Source organism: Bacillus cereus group sp. RP32, assembly GCF_040459735.1.
In the GTDB taxonomy this organism is placed as follows: domain Bacteria; phylum Bacillota; class Bacilli; order Bacillales; family Bacillaceae_G; genus Bacillus_A; species Bacillus_A wiedmannii.
This window is the reverse complement of sequence record NZ_JARVHO010000001.1, coordinates 4,219,078-4,242,634: the sequence shown is the minus strand read 5'-3', so window position 1 is coordinate 4,242,634 and position 23,557 is coordinate 4,219,078. Positions and strand designations below refer to the sequence as shown.

Below are 23,557 nucleotides of genomic sequence, written 5' to 3'. Positions count from 1 at the left end.
ATGGCAATGGAAAAAACGTTAAGAACTTGTGAACAGGGACATGAGTATTATAAAAGTAGCGATTGTCCAACTTGCCCAGATTGTGAGAAAGAAAAGAAACCTAAAACAGGATTACTTTCCCTTCTGTCATCACCAGCACGAAATGCGTTACAACATCATGGAATTCACACTATAGAAGAACTCTCAAAATACAGTGAAAAAGAGATTTTAAAACTACATGGTATGGGTCCAGCATCTTTGCCGAAGCTTAGAAAGGCTTTGGAGGAGAGCGGATTATCATTTAAATAAAATGAAACAGTAAACAGTGGAGTTTTTTGATAATCTTGAATGAGATAAAAGAAAAAAGTAGGAGAATATCTCCTACTTTTTTTACGCTGTTCCGATCTGATCTTGATCGGCCACATCAGAATCAAACGTATTTGTTGCGCTAACGCCGCTAAAAGTGTTCACGACAAATCCAACATTGGAAGCTCCAGATCCATTATACGCTTTCGTGTTTTCTTTCGGAGATACGTTATAAAAATCTCCTAAATTGAAAGATCCATTACTGTTTTGAACGACAAGGTTTCCAACAACAGAAGGCATACCATCCACCTACTTTTCTAAGCTTTTTAATTACTATATGAATTATTGTGCGGAAGGTTCATCCGTAATATATTGGCGGATTTGCATAATACGAGAGTTATTAAAAACATAATCAACATTTCCAATTTGAAAGCAACCAGAATTTAAAAGTGTTCGCAATTCAACATTGTTTACTTCAATAAAAGGGCATTCATTTACAATGTTTAATTTTACATCTGTCGTTCGTTTTGGGATTGTGATGTGTTCATCTGTAAAGATTTCAAATGCATCTAAGCGACCTTCGCCTTTTATATAACAAGGAATTTCCCTATGGACGGCAAGAGCTCTACTTTTTAATTCCATTTGATTGGCATCTCCAACTTGAAATACGGCACTAATCCCTAAAGAAATAATAGAAACATTTTGGACAACAGACACATGATGTAACATAGTTTCTCAGTCTCCTTAACCTGGAGTAGGAGGGACATCTGTGACTAATGGTACAAATGGACCCTCTGTAACAGTTTCAAATGGTGTATCAAGAATAGAAGATAGTATGAGGAAATTTGCATCCCCAATTAAAAAGAGTGCGGACGACGATACGCCGTTCATTTTAATCTGGCCAACTTTTAATTCGCGATTTACAACGTTAAGATTCATACATACTTACTCCTTTCGGAAATTGCCCGGTATGTGTTGAATAAAAGAGAGGAAAGCTTTGTCGATATCATGTTTCATCGCTTGAATAATGATATCTCGTAAATAATCTGGATCTGTTGAAATTCCTTCATAGGATTGCGTTTGTGATAAATAATAAGGAAGTCTATGCTCCATCTGTTTTTTTATGTCATCAACCATCATTTGTCGATACATTTCATCAAGCGGCGTTCTCTCTTCTTGTTCAAAATGGAGAATTCGATTATATGCTTCTTCATCTAAGTAACGATGCATTTCCTGAAGGATGCCTTGGTAAAAATCTGGGTTTGTATCTGTTTCAGGATTTACTTTTAATGTTTCGGTATCCACTTGGAAATCTTCAATTTGCTGTCCTTTTGCTGAAAACGGATTTAAACCGATATTTAAAGTACCATTTAAATTTTCTACTTTTAATTGATCGAATTTGTATTCCACTTTTCCTACAGAAGAGGAGGGGCGATTTTTTAATTCGTTAAGCTCTTCTTGGAGTTGGCGAACTTGATCTTCTAGGTTAAGGATGGTTGCTTGTTGTGCTTGAAGAGCTTGTTGAAGTTGGTGTAAGTAAGTATATATATCTTGATTCATTTTGTGAAACCTCCTTTTCAGTAGGGAGGGTAAAAATATTCCTGCTATATATTTATGACAAGGATGTCTTAAGAAGAACTAGTTGATGGTTTGATAGAAATAATTTGTCCTTTCGCCTGCAATGGGCGAAGGGGCTCTGTAAATCCACCGCTATTTGAGAATTTAGATAGAGCTTTAATACTTCCTGCAGTACCAATTTGGAATACAGAAGAGGTTGTAATGCTATCAATTTTAATGTTATTAATGATGATGCTTTGGTTTACATAAAAATTCAATGTAATCGCCTCCTCTAAGTTGAACCAATTATCGCTTGATCAATTACATCTGAATCATTGACAGTCGTTGCGCTTTGATAATTGTAGACAGAAACGTTATCTCCAACATTAAAAGAGCCGGCCCCAGCAAAAGCGCGTGAATAACTAATAGGCCTAATCGCAAATACATCTCCAATATGAAAAATACCACTTGATCCAATATTGACGATACGAATATGTCCGACCATAGCTGGCATACAAAACACCTTTCGTTTTTAAAATTTTCTTTTCTACTATTGTATGGGCGTTTTCAATAAAATGTGTTTTTTTTTTATAAAAGAAACACACACGTTATTGCGTGTGTGTATTGAGTGTTTGATTAGGGTGAAAATCCGTATGTACATGCCAAATTACATTTAAGAGCCTGTCCAGTTCTTGGCTACAATCCACTGTTTTTTGAGAAGTCATTCCGTAGCGTTCAGCAAAATAAATCATTTTTTCACGTTTTTTTTCAATCGCTTGCTCAAACATTGAAATCGGCTCCATCTCTAAATGAAATTTTTAGTATATATGTAGTACATATTATACAAAAAACCAATAAAAAAGAAACACCTTCGCTAAAAAAAGTAAAATTTCTACATTTTATGCCAAATATAAAGGAGTAACGAATAGAATATGAGAAGAATATTGTAAAAATTAGCGTGCATGAGAAGGTTTTTTTCTTACGGATGCGAATACAATTAAAGGTCATGAGTTTTAGGATGGAGAGTGGAAATATTGCGTTTGGTAACGGCGAAAAAAGATGAAAAGGTATTTGTAGGTATTGTGGATGAAGAGGAAGAAAAGGTATTGCATGTAAGAGAAGCGCAAAGACAAAAAGGGGAAAAGGTTACGATTCCGATTACAATGTTAGAGTGTATTGAAAGAGGAACCGAATGCTTTGAAAAAATATGTGATATTGTAAATTGGGCGAAGGAAAATGAAGGGGCAGCGTATTATCCGTTAACTGAGGTGAAAATATTAGCGCCAATTCCAAGGCCAAGGAAGAATATTCTTTGCGTTGGGAAAAATTATCGTGAGCATGCGATAGAAATGGGCGGAGTAGAGTCAATTCCAGAAAATATAATGATCTTTACGAAAGCGCCGACGACAGTTATTGGAATGGATGAAAAAATTAATAGTCATCCCCACGCAACGAATGAACTAGACTATGAAGGAGAACTAGCTATCATCATCGGTAAGCGAGGGAAACAAATAAAAAAAGAAAAAGCGCTTGAGCATGTTTTTGGTTACACCATTATAAATGATATAACTGCTCGCGACATTCAAAGGAAACATAAACAATTTTTTCTTGGAAAAAGTTTCGATACATTTTGTCCGATGGGACCGTATCTAATTCATAAATCAATGGTTGAAACGCCAAATGCGTTACACATTGAAACAATAGTAAATGGGGAAGTAAGACAAACTTCAAATACAAATAAAATGATTTTTTCAATAGAAGAAATCATTTCAACGATAAGTAAAGGAATGACGTTAGAGCCAGGCGATATTATCGCAACAGGAACGCCAGATGGTGTCGGAAAAGGTTTCACACCACCGAAGTTTTTGCATGCTGGTGATGAAGTGGTCATTACAGTAGAAGGAATTGGTACTTTGCGAAATGTAGTGAAATGAAGAAAAGGGCTATCTTATTAATAGATAGCTCTTTTTTATGGCCATGGGTTATTGAAAAAATCTAAAATAGCAAAAATATATAATCCGATGAGTATTAACGTACAAATCCCGATTAGCATAACGGCAAGAGAACTTCTTTCGCGGCCAAAACCGATAGCTGTAAGGAAAACAGCAGCCCAAAATGAGATTTTAAGTAGCATGAATGTATGAGGTGTTGAGTAGTACCTGAGTAACGTTATAGATAATAGGAATCCGATGAATGTAATGGAAATGAGAATAGTAGCTAAATAGTTAATATGTTTGCCGTATTTCAAAAGCATACAATTACCCCCTGTAAAATAAACCGAATATTCAATCTAACTCTACAGTAAACTACTAAAAAAAGAAAGAGGTTGTCCCAACATGTAGGACAACCTCTCTATTATTATGATAATACCGCTTTAATTTTTTGGAACGCCCACTCCAAATCTTCTTCAGAGATTACTAGAGGTGGTGCGATACGAATTACATTTTCGTGTGTTTCTTTACATAATAGCCCAGCTGCTTTTAATTGTTCACAGTAAGGACGAGCTGGCTCGTTTAATTCGATACCGATGAATAAGCCTTTACCACGAATGTCAGTAATCATTGGGTTATCAATTTCTTTTAATTGCCCAACTAATTTTTCACCTAATTGAAGAGAACGCTCTGTTAATTTTTCTTCTTCTAACACTTCAAGAGCTGCGATAGAAACAGCACATGCAAGTGGATTACCACCGAATGTAGAACCGTGAGAACCTGGCTCGAATACGCCTAAAATGTCGCGGTTTGCTGCTACACAAGAGATTGGGAATACGCCGCCGCCAAGTGCTTTACCAAGTATGTACATGTCAGGAGTTACATTGTCCCAATCACAAGCAAATACTTTACCAGTACGGCCTAAGCCAGTTTGGATTTCATCTGCTACGAATAAAACGTTTTCTTTTTTACATACTTCAAGAGCTTCTTTTAAGAAACCAGCTGGTGGGATGTTAATTCCTGCCTCACCTTGGATAGGCTCTAAAATGAATGCAGCTGTGTTTGGTGTAATAGCAGCTTTTAACGCTTCTAAATCACCGTAAGGAATTACAACGATGCCAGGAAGCATTGGACCGAATCCACGCTTGTACTCTTCGTTTGAAGACATAGAAACAGCACCCATTGTACGTCCGTGGAAGTTATCTTCACAAACGATAATTTCAGCACGGTTTGCTTCTACTTTCTTCACATCATAAGCCCAGCGGCGAGCTGTTTTAATTGCAGTTTCAACAGCTTCTGCACCTGTATTCATTGGAAGTACCATTTCTTTATTAGTTAGTTTCGCAACTTTTTCGTACCAAGGACCTAATTGATCGCTATGGAAAGCACGAGAAGTTAACGTAACACGATTAGCTTGGTCAATTAAAGCGTTAATAATTTTTGGGTGACGATGACCTTGGTTTACTGCAGAATATGCACTTAATAAGTCCATATAGCGATTTCCTTCAGGGTCTTCTACCCAAACGCCTTCTGCTTTAGAGATAACGATCGGAAGTGGGTGATAGTTATTTGCTCCGTATGTGTCTGTAAGTTCGATAATATCCTTAGTTTGAATCATGATTGTTCCCCCTTTTGTTATTACAAGAAGTTTGTAAATACTCTAAATATTATATCATTTAAATGTAAAAAAGCGAAACATTTCCTGAAAATAAATGAACATGTTATCATATAGAGTGAAAAAGTGTGAAAAGAGGAGGTAGGGGATACGATGGTACATATGCATATTACAGCATGGGCGTTAGGTTTAATTTTATTCTTCGTTGCGTATTCACTTTATTCAGCAGGAAGAAAAGGTAAAGGTGTACATATGGGGCTTCGTCTTATGTACATTATCATTATTGTGACAGGTTTCATGTTGTACATGGGTATTATGAAGACTGCAACAAGTAACATGCACATGTGGTATGGTTTAAAAATGGTAGCTGGTATTTTAGTTATCGGTGGAATGGAAATGGTTCTTGTAAAAATGAGCAAGAACAAAGCAACAGGGGCAGTTTGGGGACTATTTATTGTTGCATTAGTAGCAGTATTTTACCTTGGACTGAAATTACCGATTGGCTGGCAAGTATTCTAATAAAAAATAAAACCACCTTATAATCTCAAAGACTTGGGAGATAAGGTGGTTTTTTTTACTTTATGTTGCATCGATATGCAACTCTTCTCCGTTTACTTTCGTAAAACGAAACATGTTTTTATTTGACGTAGCGTGACGAACAAAATGGTGCTGCAATGTACAAATCATCTCTTCGTTATCAAATAAAAGAATATTTACTCCTTCGCATGCTTCCTCTTTCGGTAGGAAAGATAAATAATTATGACAATACATGCAATCATATAAAGAGTAATGAAGGGATTGCAATGATTCGGTTAATAATGTAAAGACAGAGTCAGGTAATTCCTCAAGCCATTCCGTATAGCTAAGAAGTAATTTTTTTCGAATTCGTATCATTTCTCCGTTTTGCAAATGGTGCTGTTCGTTGGCGATTTGTAGTACATCTTGTTCATAGAAACGAGCTGGTAGCCAGTTGTTGTTATATAAAATCTCAAATCCATCTTCGGCAATATCTTCTAATAAAAAAGCTTCATCATTTTCATCATCAAAGAATACCCATTCATTGTTTATATATTCTACATTACCGACTGTATGAGCGCGTGGCTGGTTATATAAAATATGGTTACGTTGTATCATATATGATTTCTCCTTTATAAAAAGTAGTTATTTCTGTTATAGACAGTTCGGGCATTCTTTATAACTAGACACACCTAGACATAGGTGGGCATACAATAACACACGTTTTACTGAGTGAAAATGCTATTCCGTATGCGGATAGTACGTTATCTTCAAGTTTTTCATTTTTTTGATCCGCACCTCTAAGGTGTGGATTACTGCTCGTTTAGGAAAAGAAATAAGATGGAAGGATGATTCGTATGTGCGGGATTACAGGATGGGTGGATTATAAACGCTCATTAGAAGGAGAACGGGACGTCGTTACGAAGATGGCTGAGACGCTAGCAAAGCGTGGCCCGGATGATAATAAAGTTTGGATTAAAGGCAATGTCGCATTTGGGCATAAACGGTTAATCGTTGTTGATCCTGAGGGTGGTAAACAACCGATGACTTGTTTAAAAGATGAAACGAATTATGCAATTTGCTATAACGGTGAATTGTATAATACAGAAGATATTCGAAAGGAATTATTAAGAAGAGGATATACGTTCAAAGGTCATTCTGATACAGAGGTGCTATTAGCGTCGTATATTGAATGGAAAGAAGAATGTGTCGATCATTTAAACGGTATATATGCGTTTGCTGTATGGGATGAACAGAAGGAACAAGTATTTATTGCACGAGATCGACTAGGTGTAAAACCGCTATTTTATAAATATGATAGTGGGCGATTACTATTTGGTTCAGAGTTAAAAGCGATATTAGCGCATCCAGATGTGAAGGCAGAAGTAACGTTAGAAGGGTTATCCGAAATATTCGGTCTTGGACCGTCTAGAACACCTGGTCATGGCATTTATGCTGGTATAAAAGAATTACGTCCAGGGCATGCGATGACATTTTCAAAGAACGGTTTATGTATATGGAGATATTGGAATGTAGAAAGCAAAAAACATGAAGACTCCTTTGAAGAAACAGTAGAGAAAACACGCTTTTTATTACAAGATGCGATTACAAGGCAGCTCGTTTCTGATGTACCACTATGTACTTTTCTATCAGGTGGTGTAGATTCGAGCGCCATTACAGCGATTGCTGCGAAAGAATACGCAAGGTCAGGAAAAGGGCAATTACACACATACTCTGTTGATTATGAAGATAATGAAAAATACTTTAAAGCGAATGCGTTTCAGCCGAATTCAGATGCGCCATTTATTCATTTGATGACTGAGACGTTTCAAACAAACCATCATCGCTGCGTCATTTCAAATGAACAATTAGCACAGTATTTAACAGAAGCGGTACTCGTTCGTGATTTGCCTGGTATGGCAGATATCGATTCCTCATTATTATGGTTTTGCCGCGAAATTAAACAAGATTTTGTCGTCGGTTTATCTGGGGAATGTGCAGACGAAATATTTGGTGGTTATCCGTGGTTTTATAGAGAAGATGATTTACAATCGAGTGCATTTCCGTGGATGCGCTCTACAGAAGCGCGTGAACAACTGCTAAAGAAAGAATGGAGAAATAAATTAAACTTACAACAATATGTACAGCAGCGTTATGAAGAATCCATTCAAGAAGTTCCTGTTTTAGAGGGAGAAAGCCCAATTGAAGCAAAGAGACGACAACTATTTTACTTGAACATGGTATGGTTTATGACAACATTATTAGACAGAAAAGACCGTATGAGTATGGGGGCAAGCTTAGAAGTACGTGTTCCATTTGCGGATCACCGACTTGTCGAATATGCGTGGAATATTCCTTGGGAAATGAAAATGTATAAAAACCGCGAAAAAGGTCTATTGCGTAAGGTGTTAGAAGGATTACTTCCAAATGACATCTTATATAGAAAGAAGAGCCCGTATCCGAAAACCCATAATCCGCATTATACAAAAGCGGTAACAGTATGGCTACAAGATTTATTAACAGATAAAGGCTCAATTTTGCACGAACTATTTGATAAAGAACAGCTGAGTGGATTAATTGAGTCAGGTGGCAGTGCATTTCAATCCCCTTGGTTCGGTCAATTAATGACTGGTCCGCAGCTTTTAGCTCATTTAGCGCAAATTCATGTTTGGTTTAAAGAGTATGGGGTAAATATTAAAGAATAGAAGAAAAGCGACTTGCATAAAAGTAAGTCGCTTTTCTATTAAATAAATTGTCATATAAAATTCAAAATCATATTAGAAATAATACTTATTTAGAATAATTATTTTGACGTACTTATTATTAGTTGTTATAATTTGAAACAAATGTTCTTGAAAAAGATTCTCATTTATAAAATTGAGGTGTTATATAGATGACAAAGAAAAAAATAGGTTTACTCGTAATGGCGTATGGAACGCCAGAATCATTAGATGATGTAGAAGCGTACTATACACATATTCGCCACGGGCATAAACCTTCAGAAGAAGCACTCCAAGACTTAATCAGACGCTATAAAGCGATTGGCGGAATTTCACCACTTGCAAAAATTACGAAAGAGCAAACGCATAAATTAACAGATTCTATGAATAATATATTTACAGAGTATGAATTTACTTGTTACTTAGGCTTAAAACATATTGCTCCATTTATAGAAGATGCAGTAGAAGAGATGAAGCGCGATGGAATTGAGCAAGCGATTAGTATCGTATTAGCACCGCACTATTCTACATTTAGCATTAAAGCGTATAATGATCGTGCTATTCGTCTTTCAAAAGAAATCGGTGGTCCTGTTATTGAACCGATTGAACAATGGTACGATGAACCGAAGTTTATTTCGTATTGGGCAGAGCAACTAAAAGAAACATTTACAAAGATTGAAGATAAAGAGAAAGCAGTCGTAATTTTTTCAGCACATAGTTTGCCAGAGAAAATTATTGCAGCAGGGGACCCTTATGTGGAGCAATTGCAGCATACGGCAGATTTAATTGCGAAGGCTGCCGATATTCGAAACTATACAACGGGTTGGCAAAGTGCTGGAAATACGCCTGACCCATGGATTGGTCCGGATGTGCAAGATTTAACGAGAGATTTATTTGAAAAGCATGGTTATGAATCTTTCGTATACTGTCCGGTTGGGTTTGTAGCAGAGCATTTAGAAGTTTTATATGACAATGATTACGAATGTAAAGTTGTAACTGATGAATTAAACGTGGCATATTTTAGACCAAATATGCCAAATTCACAATCTGTATTTATCGATTGCTTAGCTGAAATTGTTTCCAAAAAAATGAAGGAAATAGTTGACAAGAATTTAGTTTTGAATAATAATTAGTTTATAATAATTTTAAATAAATAATAATTACCATGAAAGAAAGAGGAGGATCCCCCTAGATGAATCCAAATAATCGCTTAACAACAAACCAAGGTGCTCCAGTTGGAGACAACCAAAATTCTCGTACAGCTGGTCGCCGTGGACCGGTATTATTAGAAGACTATCATTTAGTAGAAAAACTTGCGCACTTTGATCGTGAACGTATTCCAGAGCGTGTTGTGCATGCACGTGGTGCAGGTGCTCACGGTGTGTTCGTAACGAAAAACAGCATGAAGCAATATACGAAAGCAGCATTTTTACAAAATGAAGGAACTGAAACGCCTGTATTTGTTCGTTTCTCAACGGTTATTCATGGTCAAGGTTCTCCGGAAACAGCTCGTGATCCACGTGGGTTCGCTGTTAAATTTTATACAGAAGAAGGAAATTACGATATCGTAGGTAACCACTTACCAGTCTTCTTCATTCGTGATGCAATTAAATTCCCTGATATGGTGCATTCTTTAAAACCAGCACCTGATACAAATGTTCAAACACCAGATCGTTACTGGGATTTCATGACGTTAAGTCCGGAATCTACACATATGATGACGTGGGTATTTTCTGATTACGGTACACCAGCAAGCTATCGTGAAATGGAAGGTTTCGGTGTCCATTCATTTAAATGGATTAATGCAGAAGGTAAAATCGTCTACATTAAATATCACTGGAAACCACAGCAAAGTGTACGTAACTTAAGTGCAAAAGAGGTGCAAGAAGTACAAGGAAAAGACTTCAACCATGCAACTCGTGACTTGTTCGATGCAATCGAAAAAGGAAATTATCCGAAGTGGGATTTACACGTGCAAGTGATGCAACTAGATGAAACGGATTCTTTAGACTTTGATCCACTAGACCCAACGAAAGTATGGCCAGAAGATCGCTTCCCGTTAATTGAAGTAGGGACGATGACGTTAAATCGTAACCCGAAAAACTTCTTCGCTGAAGTAGAACAAGTGGCGTTCTCTCCAAGTGCAACTGTAAATGGTATTGAACCATCTGAAGATAAATTATTACAAGGTCGTTTATTCTCTTACCCAGATACACAGCGTTATCGTCTTGGTGCAAATTACTTACAAATTCCTGTAAACTGCCCGTACGCAGCTGTTCATAACCAACAACGTGATGGTGCGATGCAAATGAATCAAAACCCATCTACAATCAACTATGAACCGAGTCGTCATGCTGAAAATCCAGTTGAAGACTCAACTTACCGCGATTCAACTATGAAAGTAGAAGGCTATGTATCTCGTGAAAAAATTGACAAACCAAATGATTTCAAACAAGCAGGTGAGCGTTACCGTTCATTCTCTAAAGAAGAGCAAGACAACTTAATTGCAAACTTAACAAATGACTTAAAAGACGTAAATGAGCGCACGAAATTACTAGCTATTTGTAACTTCTTCCGTGCAGATCACGATTACGGAATGCGTTTAGCGCAAGCTTTAAATGTTGATATTACGCAATATGTAGGAAATGCTCCGAAATAAGTAGGAAAAGACGACTGTTAAACGGTCGTCTTTTTTTTTGTGTGTAAAAGATGTTTTATATGAGTGGTAAAAGATGTTATACTCTTGTCAAATAAGTTTTACATATGCGAGGTGTATTTTGATGGATGTTTTGATTTTTATTATTGCGTTAAGTGTCTTTTTATTTGTAGTGTTTGCGATTATAAAAATGTTTATTGCAATTGGGAAACAAGGCGATGAGCGTGCTACGTTTATAAAAAATAAAGCGATGGCTGAGACGTTTAAAATAGCGATGGGGCTAATGGTGCTTGAGATGATCCCGTTTATTTATCATCGTTTTAATGAAACGGTAGGGACGCCGTTTAATCCGGTTCGTTTTTTGGCTGTAATAGCAATTGCGTTTCTTATTATATTAAGCTTGAATAAAAGTAAGTATGGTGATTCGTAAGTTATACCGGGGTATTCTTTAGATTCGTTATGTCGAAATTTGTTGGTAAATCGATATGTCGTGTCGAAACGTCGATATATCCGAATAATCGCTGATATATCTGCCAGAATACCAAGTGGGGTATGTAACGCCAATAACTACAATAAAAAGAGATGCAATCTACTACTAATAGATTGCATCTCTTTTTTAATTCACTCGCTCAGTATACTCATAAGCCTTCTCTCCGTGCATCGAAATATCAAGTCCCATATGTTCTTCGTGTTCATCTACCCGAACAGGGAGGAAGTAGTTGATCGCTTTAATAATGGCGTATGTCATGATGATCGTGAATGCATATGTTGCGCCGATTGCTACCAGTTGTTTAAATAGTAAAGCAGCGTTTCCGTAAAATAATCCGTTAGCGCCATCAGCATTTACAGTAGTAGTTGCAAAGAGTCCTGTTGCAATACCGCCCCAAGTTCCTCCGATGCCGTGACATCCGAATGCATCAAGTGTATCGTCGTACCCAAATTTCGTTTTTAAGAAGAAGACAGCACCGAAACATAATACGCCGCCAATTGCTCCGATAAGAAGGGCGGAGAAAGGTGTAACGAACCCGCAAGCTGGTGTAATAGCGACTAGACCGGAAACTACACCACAAGCAGCTCCCATCGCAGTCGGTTTTGATTGGAAGAACCATTCTGAAAGCATCCAAGTTAATGCAGAGGCAGCAGCGGCTATATTTGTATTAATAAATGCAGTTAAAGCTACGTCGTTTAAAGATAATGCACTTCCGGCGTTAAAACCGAACCAGCCGAACCATAGTAAGCCTGCGCCTAACATTGTGAATGGTAAATGGTGAGGAGAAGTACCGTTTATGTTTTTTCGTTTTCCAAGGAAAATAGCTAATACAAGGCCGGCGACCCCAGATGTAATATGAACGACGTTACCGCCAGCGAAGTCTAACGCGCCGAGTTCTCTTAGCCATCCGCCAACGCCCCATACCCAATGAGCGACAGGATTGTAAACGATTGTTGTCCATAGAAGGATGAAAATAAGGAAAGCAGAAAATCGCATTCTTTCGGCGAATGCACCTGAAATTAAAGCGGGAGTTAAAATGGCGAACATGAGTTGGAACATCATAAATAAATTGTGAGGAATAGTAGATGAGTAGTCTGGATTTGGTGCGTAGGTAACTCCGTTTAAACCGAACCAATCGAGTGTACCGATAAGTCCGTGCCAATCTGGTCCGAATGATAAAGAATAGCCGATCACAATCCACTGAATCGAAACGATAGCCATTGCACTATAACTATGCATTGTCGTACTGAGTACGTTTTTACTGCGAACCATGCCCCCATAAAAAAGTGCCAATCCTGGTGTCATTAACATGACCATTACTGTCGTTACAAACATAAAAACCGTATCTCCTGTATTCATTCTCTCTCCTCCTATGATGTTAGAAAAAATAACATCCATTTGTTATGTTTCATATCATATTCGAAATGAAATGAAAAATCAACTAAAAATTCAGAAAACTTTATATTTCATGTTAGAAAATCTAACACGAAATATTTTGAGGGAATGAAATCAACGTATGTGATTCGTTCTAAAAATTGGTATAATATTCTTACAATTAAAAAACATGGGGGATGCGTGTGAGGAAAATACGGACTAGGAAACTATTTATTTGTTTTTGTTTAGCTGTCGTTTTGTTTGTGCCAATACATACGTTTGCAGATGAAAAAAGAGAGTGGCGAGACGAAGTCGTATATTTCATTATGATTGATCGCTTCAATAATGGAGAACCGAAAAATGACAAACAGTTAGAAGTTGGCAATTTAGAAGGATATCAGGGTGGAGATATAAGAGGGATTATAAAAAGACTGGATTACATAAAAGAAATGGGTTTTACCACTGTTATGCTTTCACCGTTTTTTGAAAGTGGAAAGTACGATGGGTTAGATGTGCAAAATTTTCAAAAGGTAAATGAACATTTCGGAACAGAAAATGATGTGAAAGAACTTGTACAAGAAGCGCATGCAAAAGGGATGAAAGTTATATTACAATTTCCGCTTGGAGAAAACGAACAACAAGTTATCGACGTGATGAAATGGTGGATCAAAGAAGTCGATTTAGATGGAAGTTATGTGATACATAGTGAAAAAAAGTCGCGTTCTTTCTGGGATGACGTGCAAAAAGATATGCAAGTGATAAAGAAAGATTTTCGTATTATGACAAAAGAAGATAGTGAATACAATGAAAAAATAGTAGAATCGTTTTCCAAAGCGGATGTATCGGTGAAATCTTTATATGATGTGAGTAAAAAAGAAGGGGAATTCGTTACATTTTTAGATAATCAAGATACAAAAAGGTTTGCCCGTATTGCAAAAGAGAATATGAATTATCCACCATCTCGTTTGAAACTAGCCCTTACATATTTATTAACATCACCAGGTATTCCGAATTTTTATTACGGGACTGAAATTGCATTAGATGGAGGGGATACCCCGGATAATAGACGATTAATGGATTTCAAATCAGATGAAAAATTTGTGCAGCACATAACGAAACTCGGTGAGCTTAGACAAGCGAGACCATCTTTACGCCATGGAACGTTTGAGCTTTTATACGATAAAGATGGAATGAGTGTACTGAAACGAAAGTATAAAGATGAAGTAACATTAGTAGCGATTAATAATACGAAAGAAACACAAAAAGTTGCTTTACCTGTAAGTGCAATTGGCGAAAAACAAGAGTTACGAGGATTGTTAGAAGATGAAATTATAAGAGAAGAAAACGGAAAGTTTTATCTTGTTTTAAAGCGTGAGGAATCAAATGTATATAAAGTTAACGGGGAAACAAGTGTGAATTGGCTATTTATCTCTTTAATCGTCGGTGTGAACGTATTGTTTATTGCTTTTTTAATTGCGGTTAAAAAGAGACGGAAATGAGTAGCGTTTTTTTTAGTAGTTCTTCAGTTTAAGGTGGTGAGGTATTTGCGGAAAAAGAAGTGGTTCGCTCTATGCTTATGTGTTTTTATCGTATTCGTAAGTTTTTATTTTTGGGAAAAGCGTGATGATGGGGAATTTGTTCGGTGGGGCGATAGTGTTCATTCTGTTGATACGGCAGTTCTGAAGAGAAACGATATAAAATACAAAATCGAAAATGATAAAGTATACATACCTAAAAAATCATTTGATAAAGCAATATGGTGTTGCTCTTAATAAATGCGAAATCTCGGTGGGACAGGCTAAGGAGAAAACTTTCTCCCTAGTCTGTTTTTCTGTGAAGTAAGACTCTCGCCTCAAAATGCAGCTGAGCAAGGAAGTGAAAAGACCGATAGAAAAAACAATAATTGCAAATATACTAATTTTACATTACATTAAAGGGTGAAAAATATTCTGTTACTCATTGAGGGCTATATTTGAGGAGGAAAAATGGAATTTTACGATTTGGGTATTACCATTAAAGAACTTAGAATGAAAAAGAATATATCACAATCTGAATTGTGTCATGGAATATGTTCGCAAAGTCAAATTAGCAAAATAGAAAAAGGTATGATTTATCCATCTAGTATATTGTTATATCAGTTATCTGAAAGACTTGGTATTGATCCAAATAATATTTTCGCACTAACGCAAAATAAAAAACTAAAATATGTAGAAAATGTAAAATATGTAATGAGAGATTGTACAAAGCAAAAACAATATAATGAACTTTACGAAATAGTGAAACAAGAGAAAAACGAAAATAATTTCCAGTTAAAAGAAGATAAACAATTTCTAATATGGCATGAAGCCATTGCTATATTTCATGTAAATAAATCAATAAAAACTGCTTTAAATCTTTTAAATAGTGCACTAAAACTAACTGTAACGAATGTTGATTTTTTATCAGAAAGAGAAATAGATATTATGCAGTCGATGGCTATATTTCATTGGGCAAATAAAGAGTATGAAAAGAGTATTACTATATTAAGAAGGTGTTTAACTAATTTTAATAAGTTAGATTTTCCTAGAGATAAAGAGATTAAATTAAAAATCATTTTTAATTTGGCGAAAATTTTAGGTCTTGCAAATCAACATGAAGAGGCAATAAAATACAATGATATGGGGATTAAATTAGCTATTAATCTAAATACTTTATATTTATTAGGTGAATTATATTATGGGAAATCTTGGAACTTGCTAAAGTTAGAACAATATAATGAAGAAGATGTGGCTGACAACATGAAAAAAGCATTATTTATCTTTGAACTAACAGAAAAAGAAAATCTAATAAAAATGGTTAAAGAAAAATATTTTGAAAAACAAAATAAAAAATGATTCATAATTTCTGATGAATATCTTATTAATTTCTATAAAAAAAGGCACCTTACGGTGTCTTTTTTATAACTTATATCATCAATTATTACATTTTATAGGTTTCTTATACCAAGCTTTGTTGATGTATTTACACTTCGCAGGTGTTGAAGTTTTAGGTGTATCCTCGGGTGTAGTTATATTATTAGAACACCCTGCAATATATAGACAGAATGTAGTTAATAAAAAACATAGTATTAATTTCTTCAAATAACCACTTCTAACTCTTGTTTAATTAACATTTTTTCATAAAATAAATTCCTTACTAATTTTACATTACATGAAAGGGTGGAAAATATTCTTATACTCATAATTTGTTACATTTGAGTAGGGAGGGAGGTTTTGCGCCGATTATTAAAAGGACTTTCTTCATTTATGCATAATAATTAAATACTTATTCTAACTATCCGATTGCTCGTAATCTTAGACTTTGTAATATTTTCTCTACACGCTAAAAAGAAAAACACCCTCTACATAGAGGATGTTTTTCTTTTTAGCGGTAGTTAATAAATTGTACGTCAATCGGTAAGTCAGCACTGCGAACTGCTGCGATAACTGCTTGTAAGTCATCACGGCTTTTCGCTGTAACACGTACTTGGTCATCTTGTACTTGTGTTTTTACTTTTAATTTCATTTCTTTAATGATGTTGTTAATTTTTTTCGCGTTATCTTTATCGATACCTTGTTGAAGTGTTGCGCGTTGGCGAACAGTGTTACCAGTCGCAGCTTCAACTTTTCCGTAATCCAAGTTTTTAATTGGAACGTTACGTTTTACAAGTTTAGAAATTAGAACGTCTTTTACTTGGTCTAATTTGAACTCATCATCAGAAGTTAAAACAAGTACTTCTTTTTCTAATTTAATATCACTTTTACTTCCTTTAAAGTCATATCGGTTTTGGATTTCTTTTAATGCGATGTTAATTGCGTTTGTTACTTCAGGTAATTCTACTTTCGAAACGATGTCAAAAGAACTATCTTTTGCCATAGTTAGCACCTCCAAATAAATTTCTAATCTTTTTATGTACTGTACATACTAAAGTATAGCTGAAAACGAGCCTAGACTTAAGTGTTTTCATACTTATATTTATGTAACCTCATTTTATTATAGTGAATTTTGGGCAGTTGGACAAATAAAGGAAAAATCGTGTTATAATTAACTTTTGTTTGGAATGATAAAAAATATAAAAAAGTTAATTTTATATATATAGAAGGGAATTAAAAAATATGTATTTACAATTAGGATCGATTGAACAGGTAACTGTTTTACGCGAAACGGAAATCGGCTATATGGTTGGGAATGAAGAAGAAGAAATCTTCTTACATAAAAACGAATTAGTTGGAGAAATTGCAGAAGGCGATACGATTGATGTATTCTTATACCTTGATCACCAAAATCGTATTTCAGCAACAATGAAGGAGCCGCTTATTACAACTTTTGATTGGAACTGGGTAAAGGTTGTAGAAGTTATTCCTAGTTTAGGTGTGTTTGTTAATATTGGTGTATCAAAAGATATACTAATCCCAGCTGATGAGTTCCCGATTTATATGCCAGTATGGCCAGAGGTTGGAGACGAATTATATTGTACGTTAAAATTAACGAATCGTGATCGCCTTATCGCTCTTCCGGCAAGAGACAGTGATATGCAAGAAATTATCGTAGATGCGACGCCATCTATGCGTAATAAAAACGTAAATGGACGTGTGTATCGTTCACTTCAAGTTGGTTCATTCATACTAACTGATGAGCATTTCCGTGCTTTCTTACACCATACTGAAAGAAAAGAACAAGTCCGCATCGGTGAACGTGTAACGGGCCGTATTATTGACGTGAAAGATGACGGTACAATTAACATTTCACTTCTTCCTCGTAAAGAAGAAGGAATGGAAGATGATGCTACTGTAATTTATGCATATATGGAAGAACGAGGCGGAGCAATGCCGTTTTGGGATAAGAGCCACCCAGAAGATATTAAAGAACGTTTCAACATGAGTAAAGCTGCGTTTAAGCGTGCGCTTGGTAAGTTGATGAAAGAAGAAAAGATTTACCAAGAAGAAGGTTGGACGTACTTTAAGAAATAAAGATAAATGGAAAAGACCTATTTTCTCTAGTTGGTTAGGGAATAGGTCTTTTTGTTTTTCTATTTTCTGCAAGATATGACAAATTAATTGAATATTCGAACTATTATTGTTAATATTTAAAATGTTAGGGGATTATTTTTTGAAGGGGTGAATATATGGGGAAGAAAAAAGTAAAAAAACGATGGTATAGGTACTTAATACAACTGATGGTAGTTGCATTAATTGTTACTTCTATACCACTGAATGGATTGGCGGAAACAGCACCACCGTTTACACCATCTCCAAATTCAGAACAGAGTCCGGAAGTGGAAAAGAAAGAAGAGAAGGAGTTACCAGATCCACATCCAGATCAGTTAAAGAAGGATAAGACTAGAGTACAGAAGAATCCGATTGAGATTATAGAAGAAAGAACGGAAACAGAAAAAGTTTTCGACAATAATGATGGTACGTATACGAAAAAGGTATATACAGAACCGATTCATGTTGAGAAAGATGGAAAGTTAGAAGAGGTTTCAACAAAATTAGTAGAAGCACCAAATGAAAAAATTGTGACGGAAAACACAAAATTAGAACCAGAATTTGAAAAGTCAGCGCAAGATGGAAAGTATGTTCAATTTAAAGTGAAAGATCATACGATTCAGTACAAATTAATGAGTGCAAATGGTGAAAAAGGTGAAGTGAAGCCGTCACCGGTCACTGCAACACATGAAAATAATACAGTATGGTATAAAGGGATTTTCCCAAATATTGATTTAAAGAGTACGACGTTTAATGAAAATGTAAAAGAAGATTTTGTATTACGTGAATATACAGGACATCATATTTTTACATTTGCATTAGAAACAGATTTAACACCAACTATACAGGAAGATGGTTCAATCGACTTCCAAAATGAGAAAAAAGAAAAAGTCTTCACATTACCGAAACCGTATATGAACGATTCAAATGTGGATCAACAAGCAGGTGAGGCTGTAACGACAGATGCGGTTCGTTACAATATTGAGAAGAAAGATGAAAAAACATATACATTAACTGTTACCGCAGATCCGCAGTGGTTACAAGCGCCAGAGCGAAAATATCCAGTATATGTTGATCCTTCTGTTGAACTAGGTAACTTTGAAAATGCATACGCTGCAAGTGCCTATCCAACTGTCAATTATTCAGGAGGAAAGCTTTGGGATTCAGGTCAAAATGCTTACACGTTAAAAGTTGGGTATTATGACGGATCATCTGGAACAAACTTTGCATTTGTTAAACCAAATGTTTCAAATTTAAAAGGTGCCAAGATTGAAAGTGCAACATTCCATGCCTATGCCGTTTGGCATTATTATGGAAATCAACCGAATGGTGTTTGGTTAGATGAAGTAACAGGGGGCTGGAATGTTGGCGGTGTGAACTGGAATAACAAGCCAGGTTCTAACAACATTGCACAAACTGATGTGGGACGCGGAAAATGGGCTCAGTTCAATGTAACGAATACGGTGAAAGCATGGGTAGAGGGCGCGAGACCAAACAACGGTTTTAAGCTACATGCAAACGGAAACGGGCAAAGCCATTGGAAGAAATTCATTGCAGCTGAAAACGGAGCAAATGCACCATATTTAGAAGTAAAGTATTCTTACGCAAAGCCGAATACACCGAGAGTACAAGCTTACTCGAATGGGAGCGGAAGTGGTTCAGGTCACTTTAATGTACAATGGGATCCAGTTCCAGGAGCAACAGAGTATAAAATCGCTATTTTTAACGGATATGACTATGAATATATTTCAGTTGGTAATGTGACAAGCTGGACAACGAAAGATAAAAAGCTATTCCCGACGCCAGAAGAGATTGCACAAGGTCGTTACTGGATACATGATGATGGAAAAGGAACAGAAGCACCTACGAACCCAGGACAAATATATAAAAATGCTTATCAGGCAGGCGGTCCGTACGGAGATTACAGTGGCAGAAGTAGCTACTGGATTCGTATTGTGGCAGAGTATCCATTTGGTGAAAGTCCGCTTTCGGATGGAGTCGTTCCATTTATTCCATTAGAGCAAGTGAAAAAGCCAGATGGTTCAGCTTACATTAATGCGGTCGATAAGGAAACAGGGTATGTCACATTAAAGTGAGATGCAGTCACGGCGGCATCAGGTTATAAAGTTTGGATTTATAACGGAAAAGATTATGAGGCTTTTGACGTAGGAAATAAAACGAATTGGACAACGCAAAATGAAAAAATTTGGCCAACGAAAGATGAAATCGCAAAAGGTCAATATTTACTTCATCATGATAAAAAAGGAACAGAATTAGCGGTAGATCCATCACCTGTGTATAAGAATTCTGGTGGAATCTATGCAGGTGCGCAAAACTATTGGTTCCGCGTAACAGCGTATAGTACAGCGGGGCATGCTGAAAGTGAAATTTCTCATGAATTTGTACCTAAATTCTCTCAAGACTTTGGATTTATGGGGATGTTTGATTACTGGGCATCAGTTCCGGTATTAAATGGTAAAGTGAATGCTACAAATGGTAACTTTATCATGAGTGAGAAAGACATTACATTATCAGGGCGCGGACCGGACGTATCAGTAGAAAGAACGTACAATAGCCAAAGTAAAAAGGTAGGTTTATTTGGTACGGGTTGGTCTAGTGGCTTAGAGGAAAGAATTTGGACCGATGGAAATGGAAACTTACTATTAATTTCTGCTGACGGAGCGAACATCACATTTACTAGAACAGGAGATAATACGTACCAAGCCCCTACCGGTGTATATTTGGAAATTAAGCAAGTATCAGGCGGGTATGAAATAAAAGATAAAGATCAAACTGTTACTTTCTATAAATCTGGGGATGCACAGGGGCGTATTGAGTATACAAAAGATAAATATGGAAACACGACGACGTATGAGTATGATGGTGAATTCCGTTTATCGAAAGTAAAGAATTAGTCGTACAATATGATGGTAATAATAAAAAAGCAGCAAGAGTAATCGGTCCAGATAACAAGACCCTTACCTTTAATTATGATGGAGATCTACTCGTTTCTTCTAGCTTTAATCCAATTGAGAATAGCAGTGTAGAGAATATGATGGAGAATGGTTGTATTCCAGGGTGGATTCGAGGCAATGGATCAAGTTGTGATGCAAAAGATACTTCCCGTGAGCAAAGCTTTACAGGAGATTCGTCTATTGTATTAGAACGTAGCCAATATGGCGGTTCAGATGTAGGATATGGTAAACATGTAAGTTTAAATCAGAAAAAGGCAGAACCAATCACGTTAACAGGGATGTCTAAGTCTGAAAATGTAGAAAATGATGCGCCAGATAAACTTTCTCGAGATTACTCTATATGGGCAGATGTGTATTATCAAGACGGTAGTGGCATGAATTATCAAGCGAAATTCCCAAGTGGTACAAATGATTGGAATCGTAGTGCGGTTGTCATTCCGGCAACGAAACCAATTAAACGAATGGAAATCTACCTTCTCTTTAGAAAGAACAACAAAGGAAAAGTTTGGTTTGATGATATTCGTTTACTAGAAGGTAACGCTCTTATTAAAAACGAGTACGACAACGACGGAAATGTTGTTGCGATGTATGATGAAGAAGGACAGAAGAACAGCTTCACATACGACGCGTCAGGAAATAAAAAGAGCGAAACAGATGAAAAAGGAAATACAAAATTATATGATTACAATAAAGATAATCTATTAACAAAGGTTACCCTGAAAAATGGTACTTCTGTAAATTATCTGTATGATCATAATGGAAATACAACAGAGAAATCTGTCATGTTTGGTGGGAAAACGCAAACACACAAATATGAATATGATGTAGATAATAAAAATACAGTGTATATCGATGCATTAAACCGTCGTATTGAAAATACGTACGATGAAAATGCAAACAAGATTAAAACAACAATGCCAAACGGCTCTATTTTAGAATCTGTATATGATACAGCAGATCGCGTCGTTGGTGAAAAGCGTAACGGAAAAGATTCATTTACATTTGAACGTGATCAAAATGGACAAGTTACGAAAGTAACAGACCATGTCAACGGTGTAGAACGCACGAAAACATACGATAAGGCTGACCGTGTCACAACTGCAACAGATAGCCGAGGCGGAAAAATTGACTGGATATATCACGACAAAGCAAACAGTAAGACAGAAAAATTAAAAGAACAAACGGTAACACAAGGTGGATATACAAATAAAGTATCGTATGATTACAACACGTTAGATCAAAACATTCGTGTGACAGATGGTTCTCAAACGTATCGATTTGATTATGATGATCAAGGAAATGTTCGTACGTATACAGCTGGAAATGGTTCAGGGTCGACGTTTAACTATGACCATGCGAATAAAATTAAAGATTTAGTAGTAGGTACATCAAACAGTATTCTTCTTTCTGAACGATATGAATATGACCAAGCAGGTAATCGTACAAAGATTAAGCATGAAGGTGCGGGCGGAAAAGTAACAGAAACAAACTTTGTATATGACCCGATTAACCAATTATTAAACGAAGCATTACCAAACGGAACAAGTAAATCTTACACGTATGATGGATTTGGAAACCGTACGAGTGTGAAAGTTGTAGAAAATGGCAAAGAAACAAAGTCTATAGCGGCAACATTCAATGAAGGAAATCAACTTGTAAAATTCGGAAACGAAACGTTAACGTATGATGCGAATGGAAATCGTACATCTGATGGAAAGTACAAGTATACATGGAATGAAGACGATCAAATTGTAGCTATCACAAAACAAGGTGAGAGTAATGCATTTGCAACGTATAAGTATGATGAAGATAATCGTCGTATTGAAAAGAGTGTAAATGGTCAAGTAACACGTTATTTCTATGATGGAGATAGTATTAACCCATTGTATGAAACAGATGGAAGTGGAACTGTACTGCGCCAATATGTATATGCTACAAATGGTACGCGCCTAGCAATGAAGTCAAAAGGACAAACGTTATATTACCACTACAACCCTCGTGGTGATGTCGTTGCGATGACGAATCAAGACAAGGAAGTTGTAGCGACGTATGAATATGATTCGTGGGGTAACGTATTAAAGAGCGACACAAAAGGTATCGCAGCAGATAATCCATTTGGATATGCGGGATACATGTATGATAAAGAGATTGGTATGTATTACTTGATTGCAAGATACTATCAACCAGAGCATGGTGTGTTCTTATCGGTGGATCCTGATCCGGGTGATGAGGATGATCCGATTACGATGAACGGATACACGTATGCGGATAATAATCCGGTTATGATGACGGATCCGGATGGGCATTTAGCGTGGTTTATTCCAGTAGCTATACATGGGGCGAGAATAGTTGCTCCGCATGTAGGACGTTTTGTTGGTAAACAATTGGCTAAGCGTGCTGTAAAGCAAACAGTGAAATATAAAGGGAAAATT

23 protein-coding genes and 1 pseudogene are annotated in these 23,557 nt (G+C 36.3%); 12 read left to right on the top strand and 12 right to left on the bottom strand.

The window, feature by feature from the left end; translation table 11 throughout:
* Complete coding sequence (locus QCI46_RS21900) at positions 1–288, top strand: RNA polymerase alpha subunit C-terminal domain-containing protein (RefSeq protein WP_353841367.1); 288 nt, start codon at positions 1–3, stop codon at positions 286–288.
* An 81-nt stretch (positions 289–369) separates the two neighbouring features.
* Here QCI46_RS21900 and gerPF read toward each other — a convergent pair whose 3' ends face one another.
* The 7 genes from gerPF to QCI46_RS21865 form a co-directional block, all read right to left on the bottom strand.
* Positions 370–585: a spore germination protein GerPF gene (gene gerPF, locus QCI46_RS21895; protein WP_001141570.1), complete on the bottom strand. Its 216-nt coding sequence runs from the start codon at positions 583–585 to the stop codon at positions 370–372.
* 42 nt (positions 586–627) lie between these two features.
* A complete protein-coding gene (locus QCI46_RS21890) occupies positions 628–1,014 on the bottom strand; it encodes a spore germination protein GerPE (protein WP_046958325.1) in 387 nt (128 codons plus the stop codon).
* A 15-nt stretch (positions 1,015–1,029) separates the two neighbouring features.
* On the bottom strand, positions 1,030–1,224 hold the full coding sequence (gene gerPD / locus QCI46_RS21885) for a spore germination protein GerPD (RefSeq protein WP_001052804.1): 195 nt from the start codon (positions 1,222–1,224) through the stop codon (positions 1,030–1,032).
* Positions 1,225–1,230: 6 nt separating this feature from the next.
* Positions 1,231–1,845: a spore germination protein GerPC gene (gene gerPC / locus QCI46_RS21880; RefSeq protein ID WP_001070746.1), complete on the bottom strand. Its 615-nt coding sequence runs from the start codon at positions 1,843–1,845 to the stop codon at positions 1,231–1,233.
* A 68-nt stretch (positions 1,846–1,913) separates the two neighbouring features.
* The gene (gerPB, locus tag QCI46_RS21875) at positions 1,914–2,120 is read right to left on the bottom strand and encodes a spore germination protein GerPB (protein WP_353841366.1); all 207 of its coding nucleotides are present in this window, start codon (positions 2,118–2,120) and stop codon (positions 1,914–1,916) included.
* Positions 2,121–2,134: 14 nt separating this feature from the next.
* Positions 2,135–2,356: a spore germination protein GerPA gene (gene gerPA, locus QCI46_RS21870; protein ID WP_001111187.1), complete on the bottom strand. Its 222-nt coding sequence runs from the start codon at positions 2,354–2,356 to the stop codon at positions 2,135–2,137.
* Positions 2,357–2,450: 94 nt separating this feature from the next.
* Positions 2,451–2,630, bottom strand: a complete 180-nt coding sequence (locus tag QCI46_RS21865; RefSeq protein WP_000462847.1) for an aspartyl-phosphate phosphatase Spo0E family protein — start codon at positions 2,628–2,630, stop codon at positions 2,451–2,453.
* Between the two features lie 246 nt (positions 2,631–2,876).
* On the opposite strand from QCI46_RS21865, the gene QCI46_RS21860 reads away from it, so the two are divergent.
* On the top strand, positions 2,877–3,776 hold the full coding sequence (locus tag QCI46_RS21860; protein WP_353841365.1) for a fumarylacetoacetate hydrolase family protein: 900 nt from the start codon (positions 2,877–2,879) through the stop codon (positions 3,774–3,776).
* Between the two features lie 35 nt (positions 3,777–3,811).
* Here QCI46_RS21860 and QCI46_RS21855 read toward each other — a convergent pair whose 3' ends face one another.
* Both QCI46_RS21855 and rocD read right to left on the bottom strand, forming a co-directional pair.
* A complete protein-coding gene (locus QCI46_RS21855) occupies positions 3,812–4,096 on the bottom strand; it encodes a hypothetical protein (protein ID WP_046958323.1) in 285 nt (94 codons plus the stop codon).
* Positions 4,097–4,200: 104 nt separating this feature from the next.
* Positions 4,201–5,391, bottom strand: a complete 1,191-nt coding sequence (gene rocD / locus QCI46_RS21850; RefSeq protein ID WP_000616656.1) for an ornithine aminotransferase — start codon at positions 5,389–5,391, stop codon at positions 4,201–4,203.
* Between the two features lie 150 nt (positions 5,392–5,541).
* On the opposite strand from rocD, the gene QCI46_RS21845 reads away from it, so the two are divergent.
* The gene (locus QCI46_RS21845; protein WP_000233492.1) at positions 5,542–5,907 is read left to right on the top strand and encodes a YisL family protein; all 366 of its coding nucleotides are present in this window, start codon (positions 5,542–5,544) and stop codon (positions 5,905–5,907) included.
* Between the two features lie 60 nt (positions 5,908–5,967).
* Here QCI46_RS21845 and QCI46_RS21840 read toward each other — a convergent pair whose 3' ends face one another.
* Positions 5,968–6,522, bottom strand: coding sequence for a DUF2777 domain-containing protein (locus QCI46_RS21840; RefSeq protein ID WP_048559584.1), 555 nt, complete (start codon positions 6,520–6,522; stop codon positions 5,968–5,970).
* Positions 6,523–6,761: 239 nt separating this feature from the next.
* Here QCI46_RS21840 and asnB point away from each other — a divergent pair, with 239 nt between their 5' ends.
* From asnB to QCI46_RS21820, 4 genes are all read left to right on the top strand, one after another.
* Positions 6,762–8,609, top strand: a complete 1,848-nt coding sequence (gene asnB / locus QCI46_RS21835; RefSeq protein WP_353841364.1) for an asparagine synthase (glutamine-hydrolyzing) — start codon at positions 6,762–6,764, stop codon at positions 8,607–8,609.
* A 188-nt stretch (positions 8,610–8,797) separates the two neighbouring features.
* Complete coding sequence (gene hemH, locus QCI46_RS21830; protein WP_046957001.1) at positions 8,798–9,757, top strand: ferrochelatase; 960 nt, start codon at positions 8,798–8,800, stop codon at positions 9,755–9,757.
* A gap of 59 nt (positions 9,758–9,816) precedes the next feature.
* Positions 9,817–11,283, top strand: a complete 1,467-nt coding sequence (katB, locus tag QCI46_RS21825) for a catalase KatB (RefSeq protein ID WP_353841363.1) — start codon at positions 9,817–9,819, stop codon at positions 11,281–11,283.
* A gap of 121 nt (positions 11,284–11,404) precedes the next feature.
* A complete protein-coding gene (locus QCI46_RS21820) occupies positions 11,405–11,710 on the top strand; it encodes a hypothetical protein (RefSeq protein WP_000382767.1) in 306 nt (101 codons plus the stop codon).
* A gap of 186 nt (positions 11,711–11,896) precedes the next feature.
* Here QCI46_RS21820 and QCI46_RS21815 read toward each other — a convergent pair whose 3' ends face one another.
* Complete coding sequence (locus QCI46_RS21815; RefSeq protein ID WP_353841362.1) at positions 11,897–13,129, bottom strand: ammonium transporter; 1,233 nt, start codon at positions 13,127–13,129, stop codon at positions 11,897–11,899.
* A gap of 212 nt (positions 13,130–13,341) precedes the next feature.
* On the opposite strand from QCI46_RS21815, the gene QCI46_RS21810 reads away from it, so the two are divergent.
* The 3 genes from QCI46_RS21810 (at position 13,342) to QCI46_RS21800 (ending at position 16,017) form a co-directional block, all read left to right on the top strand.
* On the top strand, positions 13,342–14,643 hold the full coding sequence (locus QCI46_RS21810) for an alpha-amylase family glycosyl hydrolase (RefSeq protein ID WP_353841361.1): 1,302 nt from the start codon (positions 13,342–13,344) through the stop codon (positions 14,641–14,643).
* A gap of 45 nt (positions 14,644–14,688) precedes the next feature.
* Positions 14,689–14,916 (top strand): hypothetical protein, encoded by a 228-nt coding sequence (locus tag QCI46_RS21805; protein ID WP_098115493.1) that lies wholly within the window; start codon positions 14,689–14,691, stop codon positions 14,914–14,916.
* A gap of 213 nt (positions 14,917–15,129) precedes the next feature.
* Complete coding sequence (locus QCI46_RS21800; RefSeq protein ID WP_353841360.1) at positions 15,130–16,017, top strand: helix-turn-helix domain-containing protein; 888 nt, start codon at positions 15,130–15,132, stop codon at positions 16,015–16,017.
* A gap of 529 nt (positions 16,018–16,546) precedes the next feature.
* Here QCI46_RS21800 and QCI46_RS21795 read toward each other — a convergent pair.
* Positions 16,547–17,038: a YajQ family cyclic di-GMP-binding protein gene (locus QCI46_RS21795; RefSeq protein WP_001040146.1), complete on the bottom strand. Its 492-nt coding sequence runs from the start codon at positions 17,036–17,038 to the stop codon at positions 16,547–16,549.
* 239 nt (positions 17,039–17,277) lie between these two features.
* Between QCI46_RS21795 and QCI46_RS21790 the strand changes: the two genes are divergently transcribed.
* Both QCI46_RS21790 and QCI46_RS21785 read left to right on the top strand, forming a co-directional pair.
* Complete coding sequence (locus tag QCI46_RS21790; RefSeq protein ID WP_064056836.1) at positions 17,278–18,132, top strand: CvfB family protein; 855 nt, start codon at positions 17,278–17,280, stop codon at positions 18,130–18,132.
* 155 nt (positions 18,133–18,287) lie between these two features.
* Positions 18,288–23,440, top strand: a pseudogene (locus tag QCI46_RS21785) (DNRLRE domain-containing protein); the annotation flags it as partial.
* Positions 23,441–23,557: the final 117 nt, after the last annotated feature.